Source organism: Fundidesulfovibrio magnetotacticus, assembly GCF_013019105.1.
Taxonomy (GTDB): domain Bacteria; phylum Desulfobacterota; class Desulfovibrionia; order Desulfovibrionales; family Desulfovibrionaceae; genus Fundidesulfovibrio; species Fundidesulfovibrio magnetotacticus.
On record NZ_BLTE01000029.1, the window covers coordinates 15,523 to 31,683 of the forward strand.

Consider the following 16,161-nt stretch of genomic DNA (forward strand, 5'->3'; position numbering starts at 1 on the left):
GCCCTTCGGGCGCGCGCCGCAAGCGAGGAGGGATGATTCGCCACAGGCTTCAGGCGGCCTTCGCCGCCCCCCGCGAAGCCCTCAATCCATGCGTCAACATAGTTCGACTCCGGAGCGCGGCCCTGCCATCCGCCTCCGGTCAAGGCTTCGGCCATGCCCGGCCGCCGGTCCCTCCCGGACCCGCCGGAATGCATCGAAATCAGTTTGAAGCGTCGCGGCTTCCTCCCGGCCGCGCCCCTTCGCAAGGAGGCATCAAGGCGTAGCGTCGTAGCACCGCACACCAACCCCGCCCGACCGAGGGCGTCGTGTCGGAAAAAGCTTTCAACGTGTTCAGCAAGCGATCCAGGAGAGGAGCAATGGCAGGCAAACCGATTTACAAGACGCTGTATTTCTGGGTTCTGTTCGGCATCGCCGTGGGCATCATCATCGGCCTGATTCCCGAGACCAAGGCATTCGCCTCCAAGATGGAGCCCTGGGGCAAGGCCTTCATCAAGATGGTCAAGATGATCATCGCCCCCATCATCTTCTGCACCGTGGTCACAGGCATCGCCAAGATCGGCGACATGGGCAAGGTGGGCCGCGTGGGCCTCAAGGCCATGGCCTATTTCTGGCTCATGACCCTCTTCGCCCTGGCCATCGGCCTGGCCGTGGTGAACTACACCCAGCCCGGCGTGGGGCTCGACGCCTATGCCAAGCAGATGCAATCCAGCGCGGCGGACCTCAAGAAGGTCGAGGCCTATGCCGGCCAGACCGCCAAGGTCACCAGCACCGTCGACTTCCTGCTGAACATCATCCCCACGTCCGTGGTGGACGCCTTCGCCAAGGGTGAAATCCTTCAGGTGCTCTTCTTCTCCATCCTCTTCGGCATCGGCCTCTCGGCGCTTGGAGACCGGGCGAAAACAGTCGTCCAGTTCATAGACGAGTTCTCGAAAGGCATGTTCAAGGTGGTGCACTACATCATGTACTTCGCGCCCTTCGGCGCGTTCGGCGCCATCGCCACGGTGGTGGCCACCCAGGGCCATGACGCCCTCATCGCCCTGGGACGCCTGATGATCGACGTCTACGTCACCTGCATCGCCTTCATCTTCATCGTGCTCTGGACCGTCTGCAAGATGGCCGGCTTCTCCCTGTGGAAGTACCTCAAGTACATCTCCGAGGAAATCTTCCTGGTGCTCGGCACCTCCTCCTCCGAGGCCGCCCTGCCCCGCATGATGGCCAAGATGGAGAACGCCGGAGCGGACCAGTCCGTGGTGGGCCTCACCCTGCCCATGGGCTACTCCTTCAACCTCGACGGCACCTGCATCTACCTGACCATGGCCTCCATCTTCCTGGCCCAGGCCACGCAGACGCCCATGAGTTTCAACGACCAGCTCTACATCATGTTCGTGCTGCTGCTCACCTCCAAGGGCGCGGCCGCGGTCACCGGCGGCGGCTTCATCACCCTGGCGGCCACGCTGCAGTCCACGGGCACCATCCCCATGGCGTCCCTGACCCTGCTCCTGGGCGTCGACCGCTTCATGAGCGAAGCACGCGCCATCACCAACCTGATCGGCAACGGCGTGGCCACCCTGGTGGTGGCCAAGTGGGAGGGCGCGCTGGACATGAACAAGCTCCACCGCGTGCTCGACGGACACGTCACCGACGACATGGTGGACGACCCCGAGGACGCCCTCATCGCCGCCCACAACGCCGAGACCGTCAAGAAGTAGCGGCCGCGCGCGGCAAGACAACGGCAACCAGGCCCGCCCCGCAAGGGGCGGGCCTTTTGCTTGACGGCAAACCCCGAAGCGGGGTTTGCAAGAGCCGCTGACGGGCGGCAAAGACGCCCTGCTCCAGGCCGCGCCGCGCGCAAGACCGGGACCAATGCCGCAAGGCCGGGTTCGCGGCGGCCTCAGGCCCCCGTTCCGCGCTTGCCTTTGGAATACACGACCCGCGGGAACGCCCGACACATGGGGCATACGCCACACAAGTGAGGCGCATGCCACACCATTCCGCCACACCACGCCCCACCCGCACACTCGTCACACACCCTGCCGACCTGCCGGAAGATATTGCTTAACGACGCGGAATCATGGTATCTCTTGTCATTGTCAGCGAGAAGCCGCCCACTGGCATGCTAATTGCCTAATTGCGGGCGTTCTCTTTCATGTTAGAAAGCCTCGCCGCTCCCTCCAGGACGGCAGGAAGGACAACGGTAGACACCCATGGCAGGACGGACCGGACACCCCCAGACTCCCCGCGGCGCCGCACGGCGCGCGGCCCCTGGCGTGTCCCGCCCTGTCCGCCTCGCGGCCCAGGCCGCGGACGCCCTTCGCTCCCCGGGGCTGCCGGTCGCGACGCCCGGCCAAGCCCGCGATGAGGAGGCGTCCGCCCGGGGTCCGGTTCCCATCCCCGCGCCAGGCGCGCGCCCCGGCCTGCACGGGGCGCACGCGGCCCGCAAGGAAGGACGCCGCGCGCGTCCCGCCTCCGGGTGCGGCGCTCTCCATACCGCCCCGCTCCGGCGCGTTGGCGGACGCTCCCTCCCGGGCGCGTCCTCCCGGAACGGGGGTGTGCCGCACGCCGGGCGTCCCGGCGGCGAATGCCCCTTCGGTACGCACAACCAAGATTGGAGGATGTAAATGTCGATCCCGTCCATCGCCACCCACAAGCCCGTGGTCAGCTGCAAGTGCTCGGCCTATCTGGACTGGCTCCAGATGCTCTCCGGCGCGTGCCTGGTCCTGTTCATGTGGGCGCACCTGTTCCTGGTTTCCAGCGTGATCATCGGCCCCGGCGTCATGAACGCCATCGGCCACTTCTTCGAATCCACGGGCATGGCCCAGGTGGGCGGCCCCGTCATCTTCCTTGTGTTCCTGAGCCACTTTGTGCTGGCGGCCCGCAAGATCCCCTTCACCTCCAAGGAGCAGGGCGTCATGCTGGCCAACGCCAAGCGCATGCGCCACTCCGACACGTGGCTGTGGGTGGTGCAGGCCGTAACCGCCATGATCATCCTGATCATGGGCGCCATCCACATGTGGGTTGTCCTCACCGACCTGCCCATCACGGCGCAGAAGTCGGCGGCGCGCGTCCAGAACGGCTGGTGGATGCTGTTCTACCTGCTGCTGCTCCCCATGGTGGAGCTGCACGTGGGCATCGGCTTCTACCGCATCATGATGAAGTGGGGCGTCATCGACTCCAAGGGCCGCTTCGGCTTCAAGAAGAAGGAGAACCTCCTCACGGCCGTCATGATCTCCATCGGCGTCATCACCCTGCTGCGTTTCTGGTTCCTCGCCATCAAATAAGGACTACGCCATGCAAATCTTCCAAACCGACCTGTTGTGCATCGGAGCCGGCCTCGCCGGCGAGCGCGTGGCCATCGAGGCCGCCGACAACGGCTTCTCCGTCACCTGCCTCTCCCTGGTGCCCGCCAGGCGCTCGCACTCCTCGGCCGCCCAGGGCGGCATGCAGGCGGCGCTGGGCAACTCCGCCATGGGCGAGGGCGACACCCCCGACGTGCACTTCGCCGACACCGTGAAGGGCTCCGACTGGGGCGCAGACCAGGAATGCGCCCGCATCTTCGCCGACACCGCCCCCATCGCCATGCGCCAGATGGCCTTCTGGGGCGTGCCCTGGAACCGCGTGGTCCCCGGCGAGCAGACCTACTACAAGGGCGGCAAGCCCTTCACCGCCTTCGAGAAGCCCGAGAACGAAGGCCTCATCCACTCGCGCAGCTTCGGCGGCACCGCCAAGTGGCGCACCTGCTACACCTCCGACGGCACCGGCCACGCCGTGCTCTACACCCTGGACAACCGCGCCGCCCAGATGGGCGTCGAAGTCCACGACAAGACCGAAGCCATCGCCCTGATCCACGACGGCGAAACCTGCATGGGCGCCATCGTCCGCTGCCTCAAGACCGGCGAGCTCTCGGCCTACCTGGCCCGGGCCACCCTGATCGCCACCGGCGGCTACGGACGCATCTACCGCGAGTCCACCAACGCGGTGATCTGCGACGGCGGCGGCCACATCATCGCCCTGGACACCGGAAAGGCCGTCATCGGCAACCCCGAGGCCGTGCAGTTCCACCCCACGGGCATCGTGCCCACGGACATCCTGGTCACCGAGGGCTGCCGCGGCGACGGCGGAACCCTGCTCGACGTGAACCAGTACCGCTTCATGCCCGACTACGAGCCCGAAAAGGCCGAACTGGCCTCCCGCGACGTGGTCAGCCGCCGCATGACCGAACACATGCGCAAGGGCCTGGGCGTGAAGAGCCCCTACGGCGACCACCTCTGGCTGGACATCCGCCACCTGGGCGAGAAGCACATCTCCACCAAGCTGCGCGAGGTGCAGGAGATCTGCGAATCCTTCCTGGGCGTGGACCCCGTGCACCAGCTCATCCCCGTGCGCCCCACCCAGCACTACTCCATGGGCGGCGTGCGCACCAACTCCGACGGCGCGGCCTACGGCCTCAAGGGCCTCTTCTCCGCCGGCGAAGCCTGCTGCTGGGACATGCACGGCTTCAACCGCCTGGGCGGCAACTCCCTGGCCGAAACCATCGTGGCCGGCATGCACGTGGGCGGCAAGGTGGTGGAATTCCTCCAGGGCTCCGACACCGCCTTCAAGACCGACTGCATGCGCGAAGCCTTCTCCCGCCAGCAGGACCGCATCAAGGCCCTCATCCACGGAGCCAACGGCCGCGAGAACGTCTACGCCGTGCGCAACGCCATGTTCGACGCCATCATGAAGGGCGCGGGCATCTTCCGCAACGGCAAGGACCTCCAGGAAAGCGTGGACAAGCTCACGGACATCCTCCAGCGCGCCCGCAAGGTGGGCCTGCGCTCCAACGGACTGGGCGCCAACCAGGAGCTGGCCGCCGCCCTGAAGATCGAAGGCCAGGTGAAGATGGCCCTGTGCGTGTGCTACGCCGCCCTGAAGCGCACCGAATCGCGCGGCGCGCACACCCGGGAAGACTTCCCCGAGCGCAACGACCGCGACTGGCTCAACCGCACCCTGGCCACCTGGGCCAACCTCTCCGACGATCTGCCCACCCTGACCTACGAGCCCGCCACCTCGGTCTTCGAGATCCCGCCCGGCGAGCGCGGCTACGGCGGCGGCAAGATCATTCCCATGGACACCCCCCCCGTCGCCACGCCCAAGGGCGCGAAGGCCTAAGGAAGCGAGGAGAACACAATGGCCAGAATGCTCAAGTTCAACATCTTCCGTTACAACCCGCAGGACCCCCAGTCGGTCCCGCACATGCAGAGCTTCACCATCGATGAAACGGAGTCCATGACCCTCTTCATCGTGCTCAACCGCCTGCGCGAAGAGCAGGACCCCTCGCTGCAGTTCGACTTCTGCTGCCGCGCGGGCATCTGCGGCGCGTGCGCCATGGTGGTCAACGGCCGCCCGGGCCTGGCCTGCCACACCAAGACCAAGGAGCTGCCCGAGGAGAACACCCTCATGCCCCTGCCGGTCTTCAAGCTGGTGGGCGACCTCTCCGTGGACACCGGCACCTGGTTCCGCGCCATGTACAAGAAGATCGAGTCCTGGTGCCACACCAAGAAGGTCTTCGACCCCTCGGCCCCCGAGGAGCGCATGGACAACGCCGTGGCCGAGTCCATCTACGAGCTCGACCGCTGCATCGAATGCGGCTGCTGCGTGGCCGCCTGCGGCACGGCCCTCATGCGCGAGGACTTCCTGGGCGCCACGGCCTTGAACCGCGTGGCACGCTTCATCCTGGACCCCCGCGACGAGCGCACCGAAAAGGAATACTTCGACATCATCGGCACCGACGAAGGCATCTTCGGCTGCATGGGCCTGCTGGCCTGTCAGGACGTCTGCCCCAAGTACCTGCCCCTGCAGGACGTGCTGGGCAAGCTGCGCCAGAAGATGGCCTTCGCCGCCGTGAACAACCTGCTGCCCAGCTTCATGAAGCGGGAAGTAAAGCTCTAACCTTGGCGTCAATCGGCTTCTGCGGGTCTCACCACTGCCAACGGGAAACCCGCCCGTAAGCCATGAACCGAGGGGGACGCGGGGGAGAACACACCACCCCCGTTCCGGAAGGGGATTAAACCCCGGACGGGGAGGGAGGCCAAGAGCCCCCTCCCCGGCCCCCCGAAAAGGGAGATGCGATGCGAACGATTCCTGCACAGACCATCGTGGACAAGGTCGCCGAGATGTGCATCGCGGCCAACCGCGAGCTTCCGGCCGACGTGCTCCAGGCCTTCAAGACCCAGCAGGCCGCCGAGGAAAACCCCGCAGCCAAGGAGATTTTCCGCCAGCTCATCGAGAACGCCGAACTTTCCAGGGAGACCGGCCTCCCCCTCTGCCAGGACTGCGGCCTCGCCGTGTTCTTCGTGGAGATGGGCGAAGACGTGCGCGTGGAAGGCATGAGCCTGCGCGAGGCCGTCAACGCGGGCATGGTGAAGGGCTACAAGGAAGGCTACCTGCGCAAGTCCTCCTGCGACCCCTTCACCCGCAAGAACACCGGCGACAACGGACCCGCCATCATCCACTTCGACATCGTTCCGGGCGACAAGCTCAAGATCTGGATGATGGCCAAGGGCGGCGGCTCCGAGAACATGAGCCGCGTGATGATGTTCCCCCCGGCCGCCGGTTGGAAGGGCCTGCGCGAGTTCATCATCAAGCGCATCGCCGAGGCCGGCCCCAACCCCTGCCCCCCCGTGCTGGTGGGCATCGGCATCGGCGGCAACTTCGAGCTGGCGGCCATCAACTCCAAGAAGGCCCTCCTGCGCGACATCGACGACACCCACCCCGATCCCGAAGTGGCCAAGCTGGAGGAGGAAGTCCTCTCGGCCATCAACAAGCTCAACATCGGCCCCATGGGCCTGGGCGGCAAGACCACCTGCCTGGCGGTGAAGATCGCCACGGCCCCCTGCCACCTGGCCAGCCTGCCCCTGGCCGTCAACGTCCAGTGCCACTCCGCGCGGCACAAGGAGGTGGTGCTCTAATGGCCGAATACACCCTGAACACCCCGCTCACCGACGCCGACATCGAGCAGCTCAGAAGCGGCGACGTGGTGTACATCACCGGCACCATCTACACCGGCCGCGACGCGGCCCACAAACGCCTGACGGACACCCTGGACAAGGGCGACCCCCTGCCCTTCGACCTCAAGGGCGCGCTCATCTACTACGTGGGCCCCAGCCCCGCGCCCCCGGGACGCCCCATCGGCTCGGCCGGCCCCACCACATCCTACCGCATGGACACCTACGCCCCGCGCCTGCACGGCCTGGGACTCAAGGGCACCATCGGCAAGGGCAGGCGCTCCCCCGAGGTGCGCGAGGCTATGAACGCCACCAAGTCGGCCTACTTCGGGGCCACCGGCGGCGCGGGCGCCCTGCTCTCGCAGGCCATCAAGGCCGCCAAGGTCATCGCCTACGAAGACCTCGGTCCCGAGGCCATCCGCGAACTCACCGTGGAGAAGTTCCCCCTGCTGGTCATCAACGACTGCCACGGCGGCGAACTCTACACCACCCCGGACCTGGAGAAGGCTCTGGCCGGGTAGGTTTTGATCCCTGGGGGCCGGTCCGCCGCGCGCGGACCGGTCTTCCCGCAACCGGGCGAACCCTCGCCCCGTTCCGGGAAGGCTTGGGCCCATGGACTCCGAGGCCGGCTGGCAGGCAATAACGTCTTCGGAGAACGGCTGACCGGGTTCGAGCGTTCCGCGGCGCGCGCGGGGGAAGCGTTTGGGAGGACGCCCCCCCGCGCCGCCAACCACCCTGACGGCCGTCATGGCAGGCAGCCGGAGCGCGGGGCCCAATGCCCCCGTACGGGATGAGCCGTCAGTGAACGCGTGGAGAGAGCCGTCAATTCCGCCCAAAACGGGAGGAATTGACCGACCAACCGACCCGGCGATCCGGAGACCCTGTGACCCCCCCTCGGAGGGTGCAATGCCAAGCAGGATCCTCAAAAAACGCAGCCTCATCCCGGGGCAGACCAGCGAGCTGACGCTGGAAGCCCCTCACATCGCGGCCAAGGCCAAGCCAGGAAACTTCGTGATCCTGCGCGTCTGCGAAAACGGCGAGCGCATCCCGCTCACCATCGCGGACACCGACAAGGACGCGGGAACCATCACCATCGTCTACCTCGTGCTGGGCAAGACCACCGCCCACCTGGAAACACTCAAGGAAGGCGACGAAATCCTCGACCTGTGCGGCCCCCTGGGCAAGGACACCGACATCCACAAGCACGCCGGACCGGTGATCTGCGTGGGCGGCGGCACGGGCATCGCGGCCATGCACCACATCGCCAAGGGCCACCACACGGTGGGCAACCACGTGATCGCCATCATCGGCGCGCGCAACAAGGACCTTCTGCTGTTCGAGGCCGAACTCAAGCGGTTCTGCCCCGAGGTGCTCGTGTCCACCGACGACGGTTCGTACGGACACAAGGGCCTGGTGACGGAACTCCTGGAGGAGCGCCTCAAGGCCGACCCCAGCGTGGCCGAGGTGGTGGCCGTGGGCCCCGTGCCCATGATGGCCGCCGTGGCCCGCACCACCAAGCCCTTCGGCGTGAAGACCGTGGTGAGCCTCAACTCCATCATGGTGGACGGCATCGGCATGTGCGGGGCCTGCCGCGTGAGCGTGGGCGGCAAGACCCAGTTCGCCTGCGTGGACGGCCCCGAATTCGACGGCCAGCTGGTGGACTTCAAGGAGCTTTCCAGCCGCCTTTCGGCCTTCAAGACCATGGAACAGATTTCCTACGAGAAATTCAGGAGTGGCCATGTCTGCACCTGCGGAAAATAGCTCCAAGAAGGCCAAGACCCCCCGCACGCCCATGCCGGAGCAGCCGGCGGCCCAGCGCGTCACGAACTTCACCGAGGTGGCCCTGGGCTACACCGCCGAGCTGGCCGCCAAGGAGGCCGCGCGCTGCATCCAGTGCAAGAAGCCCCTGTGCGTGAAGGGCTGCCCCGTGGAGATCAACATCCCCGGCTTCATCAAGAAGCTCGCCGAGGGCGACCTGGAGGGCTCCTACAAGGTCATCCGCGACACCAACTCCCTGCCCGCCGTGTGCGGCCGCGTCTGCCCCCAGGAGACCCAGTGCGAGGGCTCCTGCATCCTGGGCAAGAAGGGCGAGCCCGTGGCCATCGGCCGCCTGGAGCGCTACGTGGCCGACACCTTCATGGCCTCCGACGCCTGCGAGCAGCTCACCGGCGCGCACGCCTGCGCCATGGAGCGCGAGGGCCTCAAGGTGGCCTGCATCGGAGCCGGCCCGGCCAGCCTCACGGTGGCGGGCTACCTCTCGGCCCTGGGCATCAAGGTGCACGTCTACGAAGCCCTGCACGAGGTGGGCGGCGTGCTCGTCTACGGCATCCCCGAGTTCCGCCTGCCCAAGGCCATCGTGCGCAAGGAGATCGACGCCATGCGCGCCCAGGGCGTGGAGTTCCACACCAACTGGGTGGGCGGCAAGACCGTCACCGTGCCCGACCTCTTCGAGCAGGGCTTCAACGCCGTGTTCATCGGCGTGGGCGCGGGCCTGCCCCGGTTCCTGCGCGTGCCGGGCGAGAACTTCATCGGCGTGTTTTCGGCCAACGAATACCTCACCCGCGTGAACCTGGGCCGCGCCTACGACTTCCCCAACCACGACACCCCCGCCTACACCGGCCGCAACGTGGCCGTGTTCGGCGCGGGCAACGTGGCCATGGACGCCGCGCGCACGGCCAAGCGCCTGGGCGCGGAGCGCGTGATGATCGTCTACCGACGCACCGAGAACGAGATGCCCGCCCGCCTGGAGGAACTCCACCACGCCAAGGAGGAGGGCATCGAACTCATGTGCCTCAACGCCCCCGTCACCTTCGAGGCCGACGAGAAGGGCTGGCTCAAGTCCATCACCGTGCAGAAGATGCGCCTGGGCGAACCCGACGATTCGGGCCGCTGTTCCCCCATTGCCTGCGAGGGAGAATTCTGCGACATCCCCTGTGACATGGCGATCATCGCGGTGGGCACGGGCTCGAACCCCCTCATGGCCCAGACCACCCCGGGACTCGCCCTGAACAAGTGGGGATACATCACCGTCGACGAGGAGACGGGCGAGACCTCGATACCCAACGTCTTCGCGGGCGGCGACATCGTCACCGGCGCGGCCACGGTCATCTCGGCCATGGGCGCCGGACGGCGCGCCGCCAAGGAAATCGCGAAGCGGCTGCTCGCGTAGCCTCAAGGGGATCGGGAACGTCCTCTCCGGACCGCCTGGCTCGGATTCCAATGCGAGCGGGCGAGTGCGACGGTGTTGGGCGCGGGTGGTCCGCGGCCCAGGACCTTCGGTCCGCGCCAGGCGCTTCCGAGGGGCCGTTCCCGATCCCGTAACGAGGCGGTGCGCTTCCAAGCCCCACCGGAGCCCCCGCGCCGCCCAGGCGGCCGGGAGCCGCGCGGGTCCCCCCCGTCCCGGACCGGGCAGTGCGTCCATCCGCCAACCAAGGCTGGTCAATCCATGAACGTGATCCGTCTGAGCGAGTCCCAGGACGAGGGCTTCAAGTCCCACGTCCGCAAGGAATCCGGGCAGGACCTGGCGCGCTGCTACCAGTGCGGCAACTGCACGGCCGGATGCCCCTTCACCTTCGCCTACGACATCCCGGTGAGCCAGATCATGCGTCTGGTCCAGGCGGGGCAGAAGGAACAGGTGCTCACCTGCCGCTCCATCTGGCTGTGCGCGTCGTGCCAGTCGTGCACCACGCGCTGCCCCAACAAGATCGACGTGGCCCACGTCATGGACACCCTGCGCCACATGGCCAGGCGCGAGGGCCACGACACCGAATTCGCCGTGAAGGCCTTCGTGGACAGCTTCCTCGAATCCGTCGAGAAGAACGGCCGCGCCTTCGAGATGGGCCTCATGGTGCGCTACGCCCTCAAGACCGGCCGCTTCTGGACCGGCGCGGACCTGGCCCCCAAGCTGGTCCCCAGGGGCAAGCTCTCCCCCGTTCCCCACAAGGTGAAGAACCCCGGAGCCATCGCGGCCATCTTCGAGCGCTACCGGCAGGAGTGCGGCAAATGACCGGAAAGATCCGCTACGCTTACTACCCCGGCTGCTCCGGCCAGGGCACGTCCGTGGAATACGACACCTCCACCCGCGCCGTGTGCGCCGCCCTGGACATCGAGCTGGTGGACATCCCCGACTGGAACTGCTGCGGCTCCTCCCCGGCCCACACCGTGGACCACCACCTCTCCGCCGCCCTCTCCTGCCGCAATCTGGCCCAGGCCGCCCAGGTGGAGGGCGCGCGGGGCGTGATCACCCCGTGCCCCAGCTGCCTCTCCAACCTGAAGACCAGCGCCAGGCGCATGGCCGACCCGGACTTCGCCGCACGCGTGAACAAGCTCCTGGACAAGCCCCTGCGCCACATCCCCCCCGTGAAGAGCGTGCTTCAGGCCCTCTTCGAGGACGTGGGGCCGGACGCCCTCTATCCCAGGGTGTTCAAGCGCCTGGAAGGGCTCAAGCTCGCGCCCTACTACGGTTGCATCATGAACCGCCCGCCCCAGATCATGGAATTCGACGACCACGAACACCCCGTGGCCATGGACCGGCTCCTGGAGGCCGTGGGGGCCACCGCGCTGCCCTTCCCCCTCAAGGTGGAGTGCTGCGGAGCCTCCTACGGCGTGGCCCGCCAGGACATCGTGGAGCGCCTCTCGGGCAGGCTCCTGGACGCCGCCGCCGCCTGCGGGGCCGACGCCTTCGTCACCGCCTGCCCCCTGTGCCAGATGAACCTGGACCTCCGGCAGGACCAGATCAACGCCGCCAACAAGACCGGACACCGCATCCCGGTGTTCTACTACACCCAGCTCCTGGGCCTGGCCCTGGGCCTGGACCCCAAGGCCCTGGGCCTGGACAAGCTGGCCGTGAGCCCGCGCGACGTGCTCGCGGCCGTGGGGGTGCGCGCATGAAAATCGGAGTCTTCGTCTGCCATTGCGGGTCCAACATCGCGGGCACCGTGGACGTGGCGAAAGTGGCCGAGGCCGCCAAGGCCATGCCCGACGTGGCCTTCGCCTCGGACACCATGTACGCCTGCTCGGAACCGGGCCAGGAAGGCATCATCAAGGCCATCCAGGAGAAAGGGCTCGACGGCGCGGTGGTGGCCTCCTGCACGCCGCGCATGCACGGCCCCACCTTCATGCGCACCGTGGCCCGCGCGGGGCTGAACCCCTACATGTTCGAGATGGCCAACATCCGCGAGCACGTCTCCTGGATCGGCAGGAACAAGGAAGCCAACACCCGCAAGGCCATCGACCTGGTGAAGATGGCCGTGGCCAAGCTGGGCCAGAACCGCCCGCTCTACCCCAAGACCTTCGCGGTGAACAAGCGCGTGTTGGTCATCGGCGGCGGCGTGGCCGGCATCCAGGCCGCGCTGGACTGCGCCGAGGGCGGCCTGGACGTGGTGCTCGTGGAGAAGACATCCTCCATCGGCGGCAAGATGGCCAAACTCGACAAGACCTTCCCCACCGTGGACTGCTCCAGCTGCATCCTCGGCCCCAAGATGGTGGACGTGGCCCAGCACCCGCGCATCACCCTGCACGCCAGCTCCGAGGTGGAGGACGTGTTCGGCTACGTGGGCAACTTCCAGGTGGAGGTGCGCAAGAAGGCCCCCTACGTGGACTGGAAGGCCTGCACCGGCTGCGGGGCCTGCATGGAGAAGTGCCCGGCCAAAAAGAGCCCGGACCCCTTCAACGAGCTCGTGGGCCGCACCACCGCCATCAACATCCCCTTCCCCCAGGCCATTCCCAAGAAGGCCTCCATCGACCCCACGGCCTGCATCCGCTTCAAGACCGGGAAGTGCGGCGTCTGCGCCAAAATCTGCCCCACCAAGGCCATCCGCTACGACCAGCAGGACGAGATGGTCACGGAAGAGGTGGGGGCCATCGTGGCCGCCACCGGCTACGACCTCATGGACTGGACCGTCTACGGCCAGTACGGCGCGGGCCGCTACCCCGACGTGGTAACCAGCCTGCAGTACGAGCGCATGCTCTCGGCCTCCGGCCCCACGGGCGGGCACATCAAGCGCCCCTCCGACGGCCGCGAGCCCAAGAACGTGGTGTTCATCCAGTGCGTGGGCTCGCGCGACCCCTCCGTGGGACGCCCCTACTGCACGGGCTTCTGCTGCATGTACACCGCCAAGCAGGCCGTGCTCACCAAGGACCACATCCCGGACTCGCAATCCTACGTGTTCTACATGGACATCCGCGCCCCGGGGAAGATGTACGACGAGTTCACCCGCCGCGCCGTGGAGGAATACGGAACCCAGTACGTGCGCGGGCGCGTCTCCATGGTCTACCCCATGGGCGACAAGCTCGTGGTGCGCGGGGCCGACACCCTGGCCGGGACCCAGGTGGAGGTGCTGGCCGACCTGGTGGTGCTGGCCGTGGGCGCGGAAGGCGCGAAGGGCTCGCCCCACCTGGCGGAGAAGCTGCGCATCTCCTACGATTCCTACGGCTTCTTCATGGAAGGCCACCCCAAGCTCAAACCCGTGGAGACCAACACCGCCGGGGTCTACCTGGCGGGCTGCTCCCAGGGCCCCAAGGACATCCCCACCTCCGTGGCCCAGGGCAGCGCGGCCGCGGCCAAGGTGCTGGGCCTGTTCTCCAAGGACCAGCTCCAGAGCGACCCCCAGGTGGCCAAGGTGGACCTCAAGCGCTGCGTGGGCTGCATGAAGTGCGCGCTCACCTGCCCCTTCGGGGCTATCAAGGAGCTGGAGACCCGGGGCGAGATGAAGGTGGAAGTCATCGAGACCGTGTGCCAGGGCTGCGGCATCTGCACCTCCACCTGCCGCCAGGGGGCCATCCAGCTGCAGAACTTCACCGACAACCAGATCCTGGCCGAGGTCAACGCGCTCCTGCTGACCGCCGAGGAAGAGGGGGCCTGATCCATGGAAAAGGAACTGCGCATCGTCGGATTCCTCTGCAACTGGTGCTCCTACGGGGGCGCGGACACCGCGGGCGTGGGCCGCTTCATCCAGCCCACGGACCTGCGCATCATCCGCATGCCCTGCTCCGGCCGCCTGGACCCGCTCTTCGTGCTCAAGACCCTCACGGGCGGCGCGGACGGCGTGCTCGTCTCCGGCTGCCACCCGCGCGACTGCCACTACGCCGAGGGCAACTACTACGCCCGGCGACGCCTTGAGGTGCTCAAACGCTTCCTGCCCGTCATCGGCATCGACCCGGGCCGCTTCGAGTACACCTGGGTCTCGGCCTCCGAGGGCCAGCGCTGGCAGCACGTGGTCACGGAGTTCACGGCCCAGGTGCACGCCCTGGGCCCCATCCAGCGCATCGGGAAGCAGGCCCAGGCCAGGGCCTGCTCCTTCGCAACCTCGGGCCTCTTCGCCCGGGTGGAGGACTAGCGCCATGTCCGTCATGGACGAACTCAAGGCCCAGATCGCACGGCGGCTGCCCGATCTGGACCTCGTCATCGGCTGGGGCCGGGGCTACGACGCCCTGCACCGCACCCCCGTGTTCCTCAAGGACGCCAAAGAGCTGGACCAGCTGGTCTTCGACCCCCTGTGCGTGCACAACCTGGCCACCTACCTCACCCGCTTCGGCAAGGGAAAGCGCGTGGGTGTGGTGGTCAAGGGGTGCGACTCGCGCTCGGTGGTGCAGCTGCTCCAGGAAAAGCTCATCAGCCGCGAACACGTGACCATCTTCGGCCTGCCCTGCGAGGGCGTGGCGGACCTGGGCCGCGTGAACCGCGCCCTGGCCTCCCGGGGCCTGGTGATGGGCAAGGCGCGCGAGGCCGCCTTCACGGCCCAGGGTCTGGAGCTGGCCTTCAAGGGGCGCTCCGAGACGCTGCCCCTGGCCGAGGTGATGGCCGCCAAGTGCGGGCGCTGCGCCTACCACGACGCCGTGCTCTTCGACGAGTTCGCGGGCCAGCCCGTCGGCCGCAAGGACCCCGACAACCACGACGACCTGGCCGCCTTCGAGGCCCTCACCCTGGAGGAGCGCATGGAGTTCTGGCGCGAGCAGATGGAGCGCTGCACGCGCTGCTACGCCTGCCGCAACGCCTGCCCCCTGTGCGTCTGCCGCGACCAGTGCATCGGCCAGAGCCGCGAGCCGGGCTGGGTGAGCCAGCGCTCGGGCCTGGAGGAGAAGTTCTTCTTCCAGATGATCCACGCCACCCACCTGGCCGGGCGCTGCACCGAATGCGGCGAGTGCGAGCGGGCCTGCCCCGTGGACATCCCGCTCATGCTCCTCAAGCGCAAGCTGGGCAAGGAGATCGTGGAGCTCTTCAACTACCGGGCCGGCACCGACGTGGAGTCCAGGCCGCCTCTTCTGGCCTTCAAGGTCGAGGAGGACACCATCAACGAGAGGGGCTGGTGATGTCCGCCAAATATCTTCCCGGCGAAAAGCTCGCCGCCTGGCTCGAGGAACTCTCGGGCAGCCGCCTGGTGCTCGTGCCCGTGATGGAGCGCGACGCCGTGGTCTTCAGGCCCTTCGCTTCAAACGTCCCCGTGGAGCTGGGCCGCCAGGCCAACGTGCCCCCCAAGGACTCCGTGTTCCCGGCCACCGAACGCCTGATGCGCTTCCGCTACGTCAAGGACCCGGACGACCTGGGCAAGGTCTCCCTGGAACTTGAAGAGACCGTGGAGGCCCCACCCACCGTGGTGGTGGGCGGCCGCCCCTGCGACGCGCGCGGCTTCACCGTGTTCGACAGGGTTTACAACTCGCCGCGCGCCACCGACGTGTACTACCAGGCCCGGCGCGAGAACACGCTCTTCGTCACCCTCTCCTGCGACGACCCCGACAACGCCTGCTTCTGCCACTGTGTGGGCTCCTCGCCCTCGGACGCCCGGGGCTCCGACGTGATGCTCACCCCCGTGGAGGGCGGCTTCCTGGTTGAACAGGCCTCGGAGCGCGCCAGCGAGCTTTTGGGGAGCGCCCTGCTCACCGACGCTTCCGAGGCGAGCGTCTCCCAGGCCCAGGCCGCCCGCGTGGCGGCCCTTGAGGCCCTGGGCGAACGCTTCGACCCCGCCCAGGCCCCGGCCAAGCTCCTGGAGAAGTTCGACGACTTGGGCTTCTGGGAGGACGTCTCGGCCAAGTGCATCAGCTGCGGGGCCTGCACCTACCTGTGCCCCACCTGCTACTGCTTCAACGTCACCGACGAACGCACGGGCATGACGGGCGAGCGCATCCGCACCTGGGACACCTGCATGTCCTTCCAGTTCACCCTGGAGGCCAGCGGCCACAA

General features: G+C 67.4%; 14 protein-coding genes. All 14 read left to right on the forward strand.

Annotation, left to right across the window (positions count from 1 at the left end; all coding sequences use genetic code 11):
- Positions 1 to 356: 356 nt before the first annotated feature.
- The gene (gene dctA / locus NNJEOMEG_RS19530; RefSeq protein ID WP_173087155.1) at positions 357 to 1,709 is read left to right on the forward strand and encodes a C4-dicarboxylate transporter DctA; all 1,353 of its coding nucleotides are present in this window, start codon (positions 357 to 359) and stop codon (positions 1,707 to 1,709) included.
- A 909-nt stretch (positions 1,710 to 2,618) separates the two neighbouring features.
- Positions 2,619 to 3,278: a succinate dehydrogenase/fumarate reductase transmembrane subunit gene (locus NNJEOMEG_RS19535; RefSeq protein ID WP_173087156.1), complete on the forward strand. Its 660-nt coding sequence runs from the start codon at positions 2,619 to 2,621 to the stop codon at positions 3,276 to 3,278.
- A 10-nt stretch (positions 3,279 to 3,288) separates the two neighbouring features.
- Positions 3,289 to 5,148, forward strand: coding sequence for a fumarate reductase flavoprotein subunit (locus NNJEOMEG_RS19540; protein ID WP_173087157.1), 1,860 nt, complete (start codon positions 3,289 to 3,291; stop codon positions 5,146 to 5,148).
- Between the two features lie 18 nt (positions 5,149 to 5,166).
- A complete protein-coding gene (locus tag NNJEOMEG_RS19545; protein ID WP_173087158.1) occupies positions 5,167 to 5,928 on the forward strand; it encodes a fumarate reductase iron-sulfur subunit in 762 nt (253 codons plus the stop codon).
- Between the two features lie 179 nt (positions 5,929 to 6,107).
- The gene (locus NNJEOMEG_RS19550) at positions 6,108 to 6,947 is read left to right on the forward strand and encodes a fumarate hydratase (RefSeq protein WP_173087159.1); all 840 of its coding nucleotides are present in this window, start codon (positions 6,108 to 6,110) and stop codon (positions 6,945 to 6,947) included.
- Positions 6,947 to 7,504 (forward strand): Fe-S-containing hydro-lyase, encoded by a 558-nt coding sequence (locus NNJEOMEG_RS19555; RefSeq protein ID WP_173087160.1) that lies wholly within the window; start codon positions 6,947 to 6,949, stop codon positions 7,502 to 7,504. Before NNJEOMEG_RS19550 ends, NNJEOMEG_RS19555 begins: the two co-directional genes overlap by 1 nt.
- Before the next feature lie 385 nt (positions 7,505 to 7,889).
- Positions 7,890 to 8,744, forward strand: coding sequence for a sulfide/dihydroorotate dehydrogenase-like FAD/NAD-binding protein (locus NNJEOMEG_RS19560; RefSeq protein ID WP_173087161.1), 855 nt, complete (start codon positions 7,890 to 7,892; stop codon positions 8,742 to 8,744).
- Entirely contained in the window at positions 8,722 to 10,152 is a 1,431-nt protein-coding gene (gene gltA / locus NNJEOMEG_RS19565; protein ID WP_173087162.1) for an NADPH-dependent glutamate synthase, read from the forward strand. Before NNJEOMEG_RS19560 ends, gltA begins: the two co-directional genes overlap by 23 nt.
- 276 nt (positions 10,153 to 10,428) lie before the next feature.
- Positions 10,429 to 10,989 (forward strand): 4Fe-4S dicluster domain-containing protein, encoded by a 561-nt coding sequence (locus tag NNJEOMEG_RS19570; RefSeq protein ID WP_173087163.1) that lies wholly within the window; start codon positions 10,429 to 10,431, stop codon positions 10,987 to 10,989.
- Complete coding sequence (locus NNJEOMEG_RS19575; protein WP_173087164.1) at positions 10,986 to 11,873, forward strand: CoB--CoM heterodisulfide reductase iron-sulfur subunit B family protein; 888 nt, start codon at positions 10,986 to 10,988, stop codon at positions 11,871 to 11,873. The genes NNJEOMEG_RS19570 and NNJEOMEG_RS19575 overlap by 4 nt, the downstream gene beginning before the upstream one ends.
- Positions 11,870 to 13,846, forward strand: a complete 1,977-nt coding sequence (locus NNJEOMEG_RS19580) for a CoB--CoM heterodisulfide reductase iron-sulfur subunit A family protein (protein ID WP_173087165.1) — start codon at positions 11,870 to 11,872, stop codon at positions 13,844 to 13,846. The genes NNJEOMEG_RS19575 and NNJEOMEG_RS19580 overlap by 4 nt, the downstream gene beginning before the upstream one ends.
- 3 nt (positions 13,847 to 13,849) lie before the next feature.
- A complete protein-coding gene (locus NNJEOMEG_RS19585; RefSeq protein WP_173087166.1) occupies positions 13,850 to 14,320 on the forward strand; it encodes a hydrogenase iron-sulfur subunit in 471 nt (156 codons plus the stop codon).
- 4 nt (positions 14,321 to 14,324) lie between these two features.
- Entirely contained in the window at positions 14,325 to 15,293 is a 969-nt protein-coding gene (locus NNJEOMEG_RS19590; protein WP_173087167.1) for a 4Fe-4S dicluster domain-containing protein, read from the forward strand.
- Positions 15,293 to 16,161, forward strand: an 869-nt coding sequence (locus NNJEOMEG_RS19595) for a 4Fe-4S dicluster domain-containing protein (RefSeq protein ID WP_173087168.1), incomplete at its 3' end; no start/stop codon positions are given. The genes NNJEOMEG_RS19590 and NNJEOMEG_RS19595, both read left to right, overlap by 1 nt.